The sequence below is a fragment of the Nonomuraea sp. NPDC050790 genome (genome assembly GCF_044456745.1).
GTDB lineage: Bacteria > Actinomycetota > Actinomycetes > Streptosporangiales > Streptosporangiaceae > Nonomuraea.
Genome location: NZ_JBITGF010000001.1, coordinates 1,697,806 through 1,710,991, shown reverse-complemented (window position 1 = coordinate 1,710,991; position 13,186 = coordinate 1,697,806). Strand labels below are relative to the sequence as shown.

11 protein-coding genes are annotated in these 13,186 nt (G+C 73.5%); 5 read left to right on the top strand and 6 right to left on the bottom strand.

The features are described from left to right. Nucleotide 1 precedes the first annotated feature (1 nt). Nucleotides 2–1,216: a threonine ammonia-lyase gene (gene ilvA / locus ACIBEJ_RS07700; RefSeq protein ID WP_397181817.1), complete on the top strand. Its 1,215-nt coding sequence runs from the start codon at nucleotides 2–4 to the stop codon at nucleotides 1,214–1,216. Between the two features lie 65 nt (nucleotides 1,217–1,281). After that, the gene (locus ACIBEJ_RS07695) at nucleotides 1,282–3,018 is read left to right on the top strand and encodes an HAD-IIB family hydrolase (protein ID WP_397181816.1); all 1,737 of its coding nucleotides are present in this window, start codon (nucleotides 1,282–1,284) and stop codon (nucleotides 3,016–3,018) included. Between the two features lie 12 nt (nucleotides 3,019–3,030). Here the strand turns inward: ACIBEJ_RS07695 and ACIBEJ_RS07690 are convergent, their stop codons facing one another. Genes ACIBEJ_RS07690 through ACIBEJ_RS07670 form a run of 5 tightly spaced genes read right to left on the bottom strand, consistent with a single transcriptional unit; the run spans nucleotide 3,031 to nucleotide 7,997 of the window. Next, entirely contained in the window at nucleotides 3,031–4,221 is a 1,191-nt protein-coding gene (locus ACIBEJ_RS07690; RefSeq protein WP_397181815.1) for an alpha/beta hydrolase family protein, read from the bottom strand. Then, nucleotides 4,221–5,669 carry a S41 family peptidase gene (locus tag ACIBEJ_RS07685; RefSeq protein WP_397181814.1) on the bottom strand — a complete coding sequence of 483 codons (1,449 nt, stop codon included), beginning with the start codon at nucleotides 5,667–5,669 and terminating at the stop codon, nucleotides 4,221–4,223. Before ACIBEJ_RS07685 ends, ACIBEJ_RS07690 begins: the two co-directional genes overlap by 1 nt. Then, nucleotides 5,666–6,724, bottom strand: coding sequence for an ABC transporter permease (locus ACIBEJ_RS07680; protein WP_397181813.1), 1,059 nt, complete (start codon nucleotides 6,722–6,724; stop codon nucleotides 5,666–5,668). The genes ACIBEJ_RS07685 and ACIBEJ_RS07680 overlap by 4 nt, the downstream gene beginning before the upstream one ends. Next, on the bottom strand, nucleotides 6,721–7,608 hold the full coding sequence (locus tag ACIBEJ_RS07675; RefSeq protein ID WP_397181812.1) for an ABC transporter ATP-binding protein: 888 nt from the start codon (nucleotides 7,606–7,608) through the stop codon (nucleotides 6,721–6,723). Before ACIBEJ_RS07675 ends, ACIBEJ_RS07680 begins: the two co-directional genes overlap by 4 nt. Then, nucleotides 7,605–7,997: a GntR family transcriptional regulator gene (locus ACIBEJ_RS07670; RefSeq protein ID WP_397181811.1), complete on the bottom strand. Its 393-nt coding sequence runs from the start codon at nucleotides 7,995–7,997 to the stop codon at nucleotides 7,605–7,607. Before ACIBEJ_RS07670 ends, ACIBEJ_RS07675 begins: the two co-directional genes overlap by 4 nt. Nucleotides 7,998–8,084: 87 nt before the next feature. Here ACIBEJ_RS07670 and ACIBEJ_RS07665 point away from each other — a divergent pair, with 87 nt between their 5' ends. Then, nucleotides 8,085–8,879, top strand: a complete 795-nt coding sequence (locus ACIBEJ_RS07665; RefSeq protein WP_397181810.1) for an SDR family NAD(P)-dependent oxidoreductase — start codon at nucleotides 8,085–8,087, stop codon at nucleotides 8,877–8,879. On the opposite strand, the gene ACIBEJ_RS07660 is transcribed toward ACIBEJ_RS07665, so the two are convergent. Next, complete coding sequence (locus tag ACIBEJ_RS07660; protein ID WP_397181809.1) at nucleotides 8,854–9,798, bottom strand: helix-turn-helix domain-containing protein; 945 nt, start codon at nucleotides 9,796–9,798, stop codon at nucleotides 8,854–8,856. The genes ACIBEJ_RS07665 and ACIBEJ_RS07660 overlap by 26 nt on opposite strands. 81 nt (nucleotides 9,799–9,879) lie before the next feature. On the opposite strand from ACIBEJ_RS07660, the gene ACIBEJ_RS07655 reads away from it, so the two are divergent. Both ACIBEJ_RS07655 and ACIBEJ_RS07650 read left to right on the top strand, forming a co-directional pair. Continuing rightward, nucleotides 9,880–11,328, top strand: coding sequence for an aldehyde dehydrogenase family protein (locus ACIBEJ_RS07655; protein WP_397181808.1), 1,449 nt, complete (start codon nucleotides 9,880–9,882; stop codon nucleotides 11,326–11,328). Between the two features lie 80 nt (nucleotides 11,329–11,408). Beyond that, on the top strand, nucleotides 11,409–12,950 hold the full coding sequence (locus ACIBEJ_RS07650; protein WP_397181807.1) for a ricin-type beta-trefoil lectin domain protein: 1,542 nt from the start codon (nucleotides 11,409–11,411) through the stop codon (nucleotides 12,948–12,950). The last annotated feature ends 236 nt before the right edge of the window (nucleotides 12,951–13,186 follow it).

Below are 13,186 nucleotides of genomic sequence, written 5' to 3'. Positions count from 1 at the left end.
CATGACCGGTCCGCAGGTTTCCTTCGACGACGTCCTCGCAGCCCGGGAACTGCTCGCGGACGTCACCGCGCGCACCCCCGTGCTGTTCTCGCGGGTGCTGTCCGACCTGGCCGGCGGCCCCGTCCATCTCAAGTGCGAGAACCTGCAGCGGTCGGGCTCGTTCAAGGCGCGCGGGGCGTACGTGCGCATCGCCGGGCTGACCGAGCGCGAACGGGCCCGCGGCGTCGTCGCGGCCAGCGCCGGCAACCACGCCCAGGGCGTCGCCCTCGGCGCCGGGCTGGTCGGGACCAAGGCCACCGTGTACATGCCGGAGGGCGCCGCGCTGCCCAAGGTCGAGGCCACCCTCGGCTACGGCGCCGAGGTGCGCCTGGGCGGCCGCAGCGTCGAAGAGGCCCTCGCCAGGGCGCACGAGCACGCGGCCGAGACCGGCGCCGTCGTCATCCACCCCTTCGACCACCCCGACGTGGTCGCCGGCCAGGGCACGATCGGCGTCGAGATCCTCGACCAGCTCCCCGACACCGCCACCATCGTCGTCCCCATCGGCGGCGGCGGACTGGCCGCCGGGCTCGCGCTGGCCGCCAAGTCGCTGCGGCCCGGCGTCAGGGTGGTCGGCGTGCAGGCCGAGCGGGCCGCCGCTTACCCGCCGTCGCTGGCCGCGGGGCGGCCCGTGCTGCTGGAGCCGTACCCGACGATCGCCGACGGGATCGCCGTCGGCCGGCCGGGCGACCTGCCGTTCGAGCTGATCCACTACCTGGTGGACAAGGTCGTCACCGTGACCGAGGAGGAGATCTCCAAGGCGCTGGTGCTGTGCCTGGAGCGGGCCAAGCAGGTCGTCGAACCCGCCGGGGCCGTCGGCGTGGCCGCGCTGATGGCCCACCCGGGGGCGTTCGAGCCGCCGGTGGTGGTGCTGCTGTCCGGCGGCAACATCGACCCGATGCTGATGGCCCGCGTGCTGCGGCGCGGCCTGGCGGCGGCCGGCCGCTACCTGGCCGTGCGCGTGCTGCTGCGCGACCGGCCCGGCGCCCTGGCCGCCCTGCTGGGCGACCTGGCCGCGCTGCGGGTGAACGTGCTGGACATCGTGCACGAGCGCGTGGGATCCGGGCTGGACGTGGACGAGGTCGAGGTGCAGCTCCAACTGGAGACCCGCGGCCCCGACCACGCCGAGGACGCGCTGGCCGCGCTGCGCAGGGACGGTCACCGCCTCGTGGTCGGCTGAGGGGTTCAAGGAACTTTTCCGCGCCGGGCTGAGGCGTACGGCCCGGCCTGGGTAGGGGCGACGCCATGAGGTACAAGGCGCTGGCATGTGACTACGACGAGACGCTCGCCCGCAAGGGCCACGTGAGCGAGGAGGCCATCGACGCGTTGGAACGGCTGTCGCGGGCGGGCATGTTCGTGCTGCTCGTGACCGGCAGGGAGCTCGACGACCTGCTGGAGGTCTTCCCGCAGCGCGACCTGTTCGACCTGATCATCGCCGAGAACGGCGGCGTGCTCCACGATCCCGCCCAGCGCACGACGCAGCCGCTGGCCGAGCCGCTGCCCGCCGCGCTGGTCGACAGGCTGCGCGCCGAGGGCGTCACGCCGCTCGGCGTCGGGCAGGTGATCGTCGCGACCCGCGAGCCGTACGACACCCAGGTCCTGGCCGCCATCCGCGAGCTCGGGCTGGAAGCCCAGGTGATCTACAACAAGGGCGCCGTGATGGTGCTGCCGCCGAACGTGAACAAGGCCAGCGGCCTGGCCGCCGGGCTGGAACGGCTCGGCCTGTCCCCGCACAACGTGGCCGCGGTGGGCGACGCCGAGAACGACCACGCCTTCCTCAGCTTCGCCGAGTGCGGCGTGGCGGTGGCCAACGCGCTGCCCGCGCTCAAGGAACGCTGCGACCTGGTGCTGCGCCACGAAGCCGGCCAGGGCGTGGCCGAACTGGCCGAGATGCTGCTGTCGGGCGAGCTGGACGAGTACGCCATCGAGCGCCACGCCGTCCTGCTGGGTCACCGGGAGGACGAGGAGGAGGTACGGCTGCCGCCGTACGGGAGCGGGATGGTCGTGGCGGGCCCGTCGGGCAGTGGCAAGTCGACGGTCACCACGGCGCTGCTGGAGCGGCTGCTGGAGGCGGGACACCAGTGTGTCGTGGTCGACCCGGAGGGCGACTACGCCGAGTTCGAGGCCATGAACGTGCTGGGCGACCCGCACCAGCCGCCCGGCATGGACGAGGTGCTCGGCATTCTGGAGCAGCCCGAGCAGAGCGTCGTGGTGAACCTCATCGGGATGCCGCTGCGCGAGCGGCCCGGATACTTCGCCGAGTTGCTTCCGCGCCTGGCCAGCATGCGGGCCAGGCTGGGACATCCGCACTGGCTGATGGTCGACGAGGCCCACCACCTCATGCCCGCCGAGCTGCAACGGGTGCCGTTGAAGGACGCGGCCGACATCGGAGCGCTGCTGATGATCACCGTGCACCCGGAGGCGCTGAGCCCGGACGCGCTGCGGCTGGTCGACCAGTGTGTGGCGGTGGGGGAGGGCCAGGTGGACACGCTCGGGGCCTTCGCCGACGCCCTCGGCCACGAGCGGCCCGATCTGCCGCCCGGACAGGAGGATTCCGGGCAGATCGCCCTTTGGCCCGTCGGGCAGGAGGCGATCCGGCTGACCCTGCGGCCCGGGGAGGCGGAGCGCACCCGGCACCGCCGCAAGTACGCCGAAGGCACGATGTCGAAGGACAAGAGCTTCTACTTCACCGGCGCCCAGGACAAGCTGCGGCTGCGGGCGCGCAACCTGCACAGCTTCGCCGAGCTGGCCGACGGCGTCGACGACGAGACCTGGCTGCACCACCTGCGCGCGGGTGACTACTCGGCGTGGATCCGCGCCAGCATCCGCGACGAGCAGCTCGCGGACGCGGTGGCGCGGGTGGAGGGCGACGACGGCGCGGACGACGGCACCCTCGGGCGCGAGCGCGTCAGGAAGCTGATCGAGGAGCGCTACACCCTGCCCGCCGAGCCGACCTCGTTCGACCCCGACCACGACGACTGAGGGAGCGGGGTTTCAGGCGCAGCTCTTCGTGGCCGGGGCGCAGTGGGTGACCTCGGGGTGGCGCGGCGAGGGCCGTTCCAGGAGGGGCTGGGGCTCCTCGCGCAGGTGCCGGTCGAGGAAGGCGCGCACGTAGGTGCGGGTCAGCTCGGCCGACCGGGCCGCCGTCAGCGAGCCCGGCAGTTCCATGCCGAGCGCCCCGGCCAGCAACGGCACGTCGGTGAACGACTGGTGGTCGCCGCCCGGCAGCACGAGCCAGCGCTTCCAGCCGGTCAGCAGCTTCCAGTCGCGGTCCCAGGAGATGTCGCGGCCTCCTGGCCGGTGGCCCGCCGAGCCCAGGAACATCACCGGCCGCGCCAGCCCGCCCTTGGGGATGCGGGCGTAGGTGGTGCCGTCCATGACGACGCCCGCGCGCACGCGCCGGTCCTTCACCATGGCCGCCAGCGCCCCCGCCCCGCCCATGGACTGCCCCACCATCGCGATCCTGTCCGGGTCGATCAGGGAGGAGCCCTTCCACGCCGCGCCGTCCCCGGTCAGCCGGTCGAGCACGAAGGACACGTCGGCCGCCCGGATCCCGGACACCTTCGTGCCGAACCCGAAGTCGGAGTCGCTGTCGCAGGCCACGCAGTCGGCGACGCGCCCGCCGGGGAAGGTCGTCGCGTAGTTCTCGTGGGTGTGGTCGATCCCCGCCACGACGTAGCCGTGGCTGGCCAGGTCCTCGGCGAGCGCGGTGAGCGTGCTCCTGGGCATCGTGAACCCGGGGGAGAGCACCACCAGCGGCAGGCTCGCCCTCCGCCCGGCCGGCGCCGCGTCCGCGACGGCGTGCGTGCGCGTCCTGCTCAGCAGGTCGTACGGCGAGCCGTACACCCGCTTGCCCTTCAGGACCAGCTCGGACTCCTTCGCGCTCATGTACGGCGCCGCCCGCCCGGAACGCCCCGCGGCCGGGTACCACACGGTGACCATGAGCTGCCTGGTCTTCTCCTCGGCGACCCAGGGATCGGGGCGGGACCGGTCCTTCAGGTGCAGCACCGCGGCCCCCACCGGCCGGGTGCCGGTGGGCGCGGGCAGCGCGGCGGGTCCGCTCGCCTTCGACGGCGCCGCGGAGGCGGCGGCTGAGCGGGGCGCGACCGGCGGCGAGCAGGCGGAGACCGCCAGCACCAACAGCCCCGCGGCGAGCCCGCCACGCAGCAGCGGTTTCACGCTCATCACGCACTTCCTCCCGGCAGCAGGGTCAGGGCTTTGACCAGAGCGGCATCGCGACCGGCCGCGGCGTCCTCCGGAGTGAGCGGCACGTGGTGGTCGGGCGCCACGCCCACCCGGTCGACCACCTCGCGGTTGGGCGCCAGGTGGTGCTTCGACGGGAACGACAGGATGGTGTTGTTGCTCAGCAGGTACGGCCGCGCCGGCCCGGACACCGCCCCCGCGGTCCGCGTCCCGACCAGCTTGCCGAGGCCGAGGTCCTTGACCGCGGCGCTGAAGTGCTCGCACGCCGACGCGCAGCCCCGGTCGGTGAGCACCACCAGCGGCAGGCCGAGCAGCGTGACCCGGTCGTCGGTGCGCATGGTCTCGCAGGCGCCGTCGGCGGCGCACTGGTAGGCGGTGACCTTGCCGTGCGCGAACGCGCCCAGCAGCCTGCCCACCTCGTCGGGGCTGCCGCCGCCGTTGCCGCGCAGGTCCAGGACCAGGCCGGTGAGCGTGCCTCCGGCGTTCAGCCGGGAGATCGCCTTGAGCACCCGGGTGGCGGCGTCGGGTCCGAAGCCGCCCAGCCGTACGCGGGCGACGCCGTTCCCGAGCCGTTCGGCGGTGACGAGCCGCATGGCGTCGGGGTCGGGCTGGAACAGGCCCGGCTTCAGCGTCACCTCCAGGCGGCGGCCGGTGTCCGGGCGCAGCACCCGCAGCCGGACCGGCTCGGCCTGCGGGTAGCGCGGGTAGAGCGCTGTGACCGCGGCGGCGGTGAGGTCCTTGCCGACGAAGGGGGCCGAGCCGCCGACCGATTCGATGACGTCGCCCGGCCGCAGCCCGGCGCGCTCGGCCGCGCCGCCCAGCACGGCCGTGACGAACAGCGGCGGCAGGGCGGCGCCGGGAGCGCGGCCCGCCTGGGGGCCGAGGCTGGCCCTGAGCCCCAGGCCGTACTGCTCGTCGTCGTAGGAGCTGGGCGGGCGCTGGGCGCCGTGCATCCAGCGGGCGTGGTTGTCGTCGAGGGCGTCGACGATGGCCTGCAGGGTGGCGGCGGCCAGCCGTTCGCGCAGCTTCGCGTCCTGCGGGAGCAGGTCGGTCAGGCGCCGGTAGAGCTTCTCGAACGCCGCCCAGTCGGCCGTGCGGTCGCCGCTCAGCGCCGGCATGGTGGCCTCGGCGAGGTCGAGCCCGCTGCGGTTGAGCTCCTGGGTGAAGGCGAGGAATCCGGCGTTCAGCAGGGTGCGCGCGTCCAGCGTGGCCCCGCTGTAGTAGGTGGACAGGATGCACAGGTAGGCGTGCTCGATGACGTCGATCGTGGTGGGCGTCTCGGCCGGGGGAGGGGCGCCGGGCGCCGGCGGCGCGCACACCGGCGCCCCGCTCGCGCCCGTCTGGCCGGGCAGGGCCCGTGGCGGCGTCTGTCCCGTGCAGGCCGCCGCGAGCAGCAGCGCGAGCCCGGCGGCGGCGGTTCTGGCGCTCATGACAGCCGCCTCCTGATCCACCAGAAGCAGAAGCCCGTCAGGCCCAGCGTGAGCAGGGCGTAGGCGCCGGTCTCGATCGCCTGGAAGGTCCAGAACCGCTCGAAGGGGTGGTAGGTGGCCCGCTGCCGGTAGCCCAGCCGGTTGACCTCGGCCATGCACGCGTCCAGCCCCCGTTCGCCCTCCGGCCCCGTGGGCGACGCGCACGGTCCCGAGGTCATGGACACCGGGACGATGGCGCCGGCCTCGTCGCCGCGCACCGGTTTGCCCGCGGCGTCGACCAGGTCGCTGGTCAGGACCCAGGCGCCCGTGTGCCCGGGGATGGCCCGGTCCAGGACCACCCTCGGGCCGGAACCGTCGCGGGGGGTGCCGAACATGTCCACGTTCTCGGGGCCGAGGGGGAAGGACGCCGTGACCGGGGTCAGCAGGTGCGGCCTGACCAGCAGCGGCGCCGCGATCTGGAGGGCGGCGAAGACGGCCAGGGTGACGGCCATCGCGGTCAGGGTGCGGCGCGCCAGCATGCCCACGGTCACGCCGAGCACGAAGGCGAAAGCGGCGTACCCCATGGGGACGATGCCGCGCGCGCCGAACACCAGCGGGTCCATCAGCGCCCAGCCCGCCGCGGCCGACCTGTCCAGCGGGCCCGACCACCACGTCACCATGAGGCTGCCCAGACCGGCGGCGGCCACGGCGGCCAGGCCGATGACCGCGAGCTTGACGCCCAGCCAGCGGGCGCGGGTGATGCTCTGGTTCCACACCAGCAGGTGCGTGCCCGCCTCCAGCTCGCGGGTGATCAGTGGCGCGCCCCAGAACAGGCCGACCAGGGCGGGCAGCAGGAGGATGACGGCGGTGAGCAGCAGGAAGGGCGACTGGTTCTCCTCGAAGAAGCCGTCGAAGAAGCGCCCGCAATCGCCGTCGGCGGTGCAGGCGGCGATCCCGGCGGCGTAGTCCTCTGCCAGCCGGGGGCCGGTCGTCACCAGGACGGCGGTCAGGATTAGCAGGGCCGCGCCCATCAGCGCGGCGGCGCCGCGGAACTGGCGCCAGGTCAGCCAGATCATCGCTGGACCTCCAGGACGGGACGGCGGGGCGCGGCGGGCTTCTCCATGTAGGCCAGGACGAGGTCCTCCAGCGTGAGCCGGCTGACCGTCCAGGCGGGATCGAGGATCGGGGACTCGGTGCGCACGACGAAGGTGCTCTGCCGTTCGGTGTGGCGCTCGCAGACGACCTCCTGGTCGGCGGGCAGCCGGTCGGCGTCGCGGCGCGGGCCGGTGAGCCGGTGGTGGGAGGCCAGCAGGCGTTCCGCCTCGCCCGCCACCTTCACCCGGGAGTCGACCAGCACGACGAGATAGTCACACGTGCGCTCCAGGTCGGAGACCAGATGGGAGGAGAGCACCACGCTGAGCTCGTGCTCGACGACCGCCTCCATCAGGCCCTGGAGGAACTCGCGGCGGGCCAGCGGGTCGAGCGAGGCGACGGGCTCGTCGAGGATCAGCAGCCGGGGCCGCTTGGCCAGGCCGAGGGTGAGGGCGAGCTGGGCGCGCTGGCCGCCCGACAGCCTGCCCGCCTTGTGCGCGGGGTCGAGGCCGAGCGCGGCGATCCGGTCGCGGGCCAGCCCGGCGTCCCAGCCGGGGTTGAGCCGGGCGCCCAGCCTGAGGTGGTCGGCGACGCTCAGCCCGGCGTAGACGGGGGTGTCCTGGGCCACGAACCCCACCTTGGCGAGCTGGCCGGGACCGTGCGCGGGCGGGCCGCCGAGGACCGTGATGTCGCCCGAGGTGGGTGCGAGCTGGCCGGCGGCCATCTTCAGGAGCGTCGTCTTGCCCGCGCCGTTCGGGCCCACCAGCCCGACGACGTGCCCGGCCGGGATGTCGATGGTGCAGTCTCTGAGCGCCCATCGCCGGCCGTACCTTCTGCCCAGCCCGTGGGCCTGCAGGACAGCGGTCATGCTATGTCCTCCTGAGCGGCGGTCCGAAAGGTGTTCATGAACAGGGCCTCGATGCTCTCGTCGTCGAGTCCGGCCATGCGGGCCTTGGCCAGCCAGGCGCGCAGCTCCCTGCGCAGCGGGGCGTGCGCGGCCAGCGAGGCGTCGGTCAGCGTCCTGGTGACGAAGGTGCCGACGCCGGGCCGGGCCGCGGCCAGGCCCTCGTGCTCCAGCTCCCGGTAGGCCTTGAGCACGGTGTTGGGGTTGATCGCCAGGCTCGCGACCACGTCCTTGACGGTCGGGAGCTGGTCGCCTTCGCGCAGCAGGCCGAGCCGCAGGGCCTGCCGTACCTGCTGGACGAGCTGCAGGTACGGCGAGACGCCCGAGCGGCCGTCCAGATGGAACTCGATCACCGGTACTCCCATTTATCTAGTCTCCTAGCATTTTAGGGTACTAGATGTCAGGACGACATAAAGGGAAGCTCGTATAGGATTTGCGATATGGCACGTGTGGTGATCGTCACGGGCGGCGGGAGCGGCATCGGCGCGGCGGTGGCCCGCGCGGCGGACGACGACACGCGGGTCGTGATCTGCGGCCGGCGCCGGGAGGCGCTCGACCGCGTCGCGGCCGAGACGGGAGCGCTGCCGATCGTCGCCGACGTCACCTCCGGGCACGACGTCGGCGCTCTCGTTTCCGAGGTGGTCGCGGCCTACGGGCGGCTGGACGGCGTCGTGGCCAACGCCGGGGTGATGCGCGCGGGCACCGTGCTCACGCTGGCGCCCGAGGACTGGGAGGCCAGTCTGCGCACCAACCTGACCTCGGCGTACCTGCTGGCGCGGGCGGCGCTGCCGTACCTCATCGCCGGATCGGGCGCGTTCGTCGCGGTGAGCTCCATCGCGGCCCTGCGCGCGCCCGCCGGCGCCGCCGCCTACGCCGCCTCCAAGGCCGGGCTCACGATGCTCACCCAGACGATCGCCGCCGACTTCGGGCCCCAGGGAGTGCGGGCGAACGTGGTGTGTCCCGGGTGGGTGCGCACCGAGATGGCCGACGAGGAGATGCGCGAGTTCGGGGAGCCGCTCGGGCTGGACCGCGAGGCGGCCTACGCCGAGATCACCCGGCTTGTGCCCCAGCGCCGGCCCGCCGCTCCCGAGGAGGCCGCGGCGGCGGTCCTCTGGCTGCTGAGCGCGGCGGCCTCCTACGTCAACGGCGCGGTGCTGACCGTGGACGGCGGCACCACCCTGCTCGATCCGGGCACGCTGGCCTACGACTTCACCATTCGCCCGCGTGGCGGCTGAGCCGGTACTCGTGCGGGGCCAGGCCGTACTCCGCCTTGAACACCCTGCTGAAGTGCGCGGCGTCGGCGAAACCCCAGCGCGCGCCGACCGCGCGCACGGCCACGTGGCGTGCGGCGGGGTCGAGCAGGTCGCGGCGGCAGCGCTCCAGGCGCAGGTCGCGGATGTACCTCGACACCGTGACACCCTCGGCGCGGAACAGCTTGTGCAGGTAGCCGGGTGAGACGTGGCAGGCCGCGGCGACCGCCTCGGGCCCCAGCCCCGGCTCGCCGAGCCGGGCGGCGATGACCGCCTTGACCCGCTCGCGCAGCGGCGACGCCGGAGCGGCGGCGTGCTCGCCCAGGCAGGAGGCGTACAGCGTGGCGACAAGATCGACAATGTTGTCGGCCAGCCGCTCCGCGCCCACGGCGCCGATCTCGTCCAGGTGGCCGACGAGGTTCACCAGCAGCGGGCAGACCACGCCGCCCAGGCCCCGTCCGCCCGCGACCCGGCGCGCGGTGACCTCGCGCATCGCCCGCTGCGGCAGGCGCAGCTCCTGCCGGGGGAACATCACCACGATCACCCTGCACGTCCCGTCGAAGACCACCTGGTACGGCCGGCTCGTGTCGTAGATCGTGAGGTCGCCGGGCTGCAGGGGAGTGTCGCGGCCGTCCTGCCGGATCCGCAACCGGCCGCTGACGGGCAGGCTCAGCTTGTAGAAGGCGGGCCCCGCCGAGCTCCTGACGTGCCGTTCCGTGCGCTCGGCCCGATGCGGCCCCGCCGTGACCTCGGTGACGACGACCCGCCCGATCCTGCGGCCGGTGATCTCACCCGAGCATGCCGCCTCGAAGGCGAAGTCGAGCGGGACGAAGGAGCGCGCGACCGTGTGCCGCCACAGCTCCTCGCGCTCGTGCGCCGGGACGTCGCTCGTCCGGAGCCTCATATAGGAAACCATACATGAACAGGCAACGAATGGATCCTCCCCGACAACGCGCGGACGGCGGCCCGCGGCCATGCTCGGCTCATGACGATCACGCTGGAGGGCGGCTCGGCACCCCGGCTGCGCGCGCCCGGCAGGCTGTTCATCGGCGGCGTGTGGCGCCCGGCGGCCGGGGGCCGCGCGTTCGCCACCCTGGACCCGGCGACCGGCGCGGAACTGGGCACGGTCGCCGCCGCCGGTCCCGCCGACGTCGACGAGGCGGTGGCCGCGGCCGCGACGGCGCTGCACGATCCCGCCTGGGCGCGGATGTCACCGTCCGCGCGCGGGCGCGTGCTCTGGCGCCTGGCCGACCTCATCGAGGAGCACGCCGACGAACTGGCCCGCCTGGAGCACCACGACCAGGGCCAGCCGCTCGAGGTGGCGCGGGAGATCTCCGTGCGCGGCACGGCCGAGCACTTCCGCTACTTCGCCGGCTGGACCACCAAGATCGAGGGCGCGACGATCCCGGTGTCGCTGCCGGACGTCCTGCACTACACGCGGCGGGAGCCCGTGGGCGTCTGCGCGCTCATCACGCCCTGGAACTTCCCGCTGATGATCCTGTCCTGGAAGCTCGCGCCCGCGCTGGCCTGCGGCAACACGGTGGTGATCAAACCGGCCGAGCAGACGCCGCTGACCGCGCTGAGGCTGATGGAGCTGTGCGAGGATGCCGGGCTGCCCGCCGGGGTCGTCAACCTACTGACCGGCGGCCCGGAGACCGGCGCCGCCCTCGCCGCCCATCCCGGCGTGGACAAGGTGTCGTTCACCGGCTCCACCGAGACCGGCCGCGCGGTCCTTCGCGCCTCGGCCGGCAACCTCGCCCGCGTCACCCTCGAACTCGGCGGCAAGACCCCGGTCATCGTCGCGGCGGACGCCGACCTGGAACGCGCGGTGGCCGGCTGCGTCCAGGGCGCGATGTTCAACAGCGGCCAGGTGTGCGCGGCGTACTCGCGCTTCTACGTCGACGCGCGCCGGGCGGCGGAATTCACCGAGCGGGCCGCCGACCTGGCCGGGCGGCTCGCCCCCGGACCCCTGATCAGCGCGGAGCACCTGGCCAGGGTCGACGGCTTCGTCCGCGAGGGCGTCGCCGACGGGGCCGCCCTGCTGACCGGCGGCACGCGCGTGGACGGCCCCGGCTACTTCTACGCGCCCACCGTCTTCGCCGGCGTCGGCGACGAGATGAGCATCGCCAGGCAGGAGATCTTCGGCCCGGTGATGTCGGTCCTCACCTATGACGACCCGGCCGAGATCGCCGGCCGCGCCAACGACAGCCCGTACGGCCTGGCCGCCTCCATCTGGACCGGCGACCTGACCACGGCCCACCGGCTGGCGGCCGACCTGCGGGCGGGGACGGTGTTCGTCAACATGCTCCACACCCCCGACCCCGCGGCGCCGTGGGGCGGGTTCAAGAGCAGCGGATTCGGCCGCGAGATGGGGGCGTACGCGCTGGATGTCTACACGGAGGTCAAGGGCGTCTTCGTCAACCTCGCCTGTTGACTTCCTATGGAGGGACGGTAAAGCTCTCGGTGAGAGAGCGCTCTCACGTCGAGTCCCCACACCCCCCAGAAGGACCTGCCGTGAGACTCACCCTGTTAGCCGGCGGGGCGCTCCTCGCCGCCCTCGTGATCGCCCCGCCCACCCCCGCACACGCCACCCCGACACCCCCGCCCGTTTCCCCTGGCTCCCCTGGTTTCCCGTCCGCTTCCCCGCCCGGCTCCTCCGCCGCCGACCAGGCGCTTCAGCGCGACCTGGGCCTGACCCCCGCGCAGGCCCGGGTCCGGCAGGCGCACGAGGCCGCCGCCGCCGTCGTGGAGCGCCAGGTGCGGGCCCGTCTCGGCGAGCGCGTCGCGGGCGCCTGGTTCGACGCCGCCCAGGGACGGCTCGCCGTCGGCGTGCGCACCGCCCGCGACGCCGCACTCGTCCGTACGGCGGGCGGCCTGCCCGTCCAGGTCACCCGCACGGCAGCGGACCTCGAGACCACCAAGGCCAAGCTCGACCGCGCCGGACCCGGCGAGAACGTCCACTCCTGGCACGTCGACCCGGCAGGGAACACCGTCGTGGTGTCGGCCGCCGACACCGCCTCGGCCGGACGCTTCGTGAAACGGGCCGGAGTCGCCGAACGGGACGTGCGGATCACCGTCTCCCAGCCGCCGCGCACCCTCTACGACATCCGGGGCGGCGACCAGTACGTCATCAACGGCAACACCCTCTGCTCGGTCGGCTTCTCGGTGAACAACGGCGGCTTCGTCACCGCCGGGCACTGCGGCGGCGCCGGCAGCCCCACCCTCGGCTACAACAACGCCGCCCAGGGCACCGTCGCGGGCTCCTCCTTCCCGGGCAACGACTACGGATGGGTGCGGACCAACGGCGACTGGACGCCCCGCCCGTGGGTCAACAACCACGGCGGCGGCAACGCGGTCGTGGCCGGGTCGCAGGAGGCCGTGGCCGGCGCCTCGATCTGCCGCTCCGGCCGTACGACGGGGTGGCGTTGCGGCGTCGTCCAGGCCAAGAACGTCACCGTCGACTACGGCGGCGGCGCCCTCGTGCACCAGCTCACCCAGACCTCCGCCTGCGCCCAGGGCGGCGACTCCGGCGGCGCCTTCATCAGCGGCGACCAGGCGCAGGGCGTCACCTCGGGCGCCTCCGGCTCCTGCTCGGGCGGCGGCAACACCTTCTTCCAGCCGGTCAACGAGATCCTCGGCGCGTACGGCCTGAGCCTGACCACCACCGGCGGAGGCGGCACCACGAGCCGCATCGTCGGCTGGCAGAACAAGTGCATCGACGTCCCCTACGGCAACGGCGCCGACGGCCAGGCCCTGTGGCTGTGGGACTGCAACACCAGCGCCGCCCAGCGCTGGACCTTCCCCGGCGACGGCACCATCCGTGCCTTCGGCCTGTGCATGGACGTGGCCTGGGGGTCCCGGGACAACGGCGCCGTCATCCAGCTCGCGCACTGCAGCGGCAACCCCGCCCAGCAGTTCGTGCTGACCGGCGCGGGCGACCTGGTCAACCCGCAGTCCAACAAGTGCGTGGACGTCAAGGACTGGGGCGGGACCGGGGCCGCGCTCATCCAGTACGAGTGCCACGGCGGCGCGAACCAGAAGTGGCGGCGCGGCTGACCCTCGGCCGAGGGAGCGCCGCGGCGCTCCCTCGGAAAAACGGGTGGCCCGGGCGGTTCGTCCGCCCTATCGTGCGACTGGCCCGACACTCCACGAGAGGACCTCACCCCGCGTGACGCCGCCCGCTCTGTAGACCTGACCCTTTTCCCGCGCATCGGTCGCCGACGTCGCCGTCGGCTCTCTTACCCATGCATTCCGTCAGGTCTTCAGAGAGATCATGTCTACGCGTCCTCATA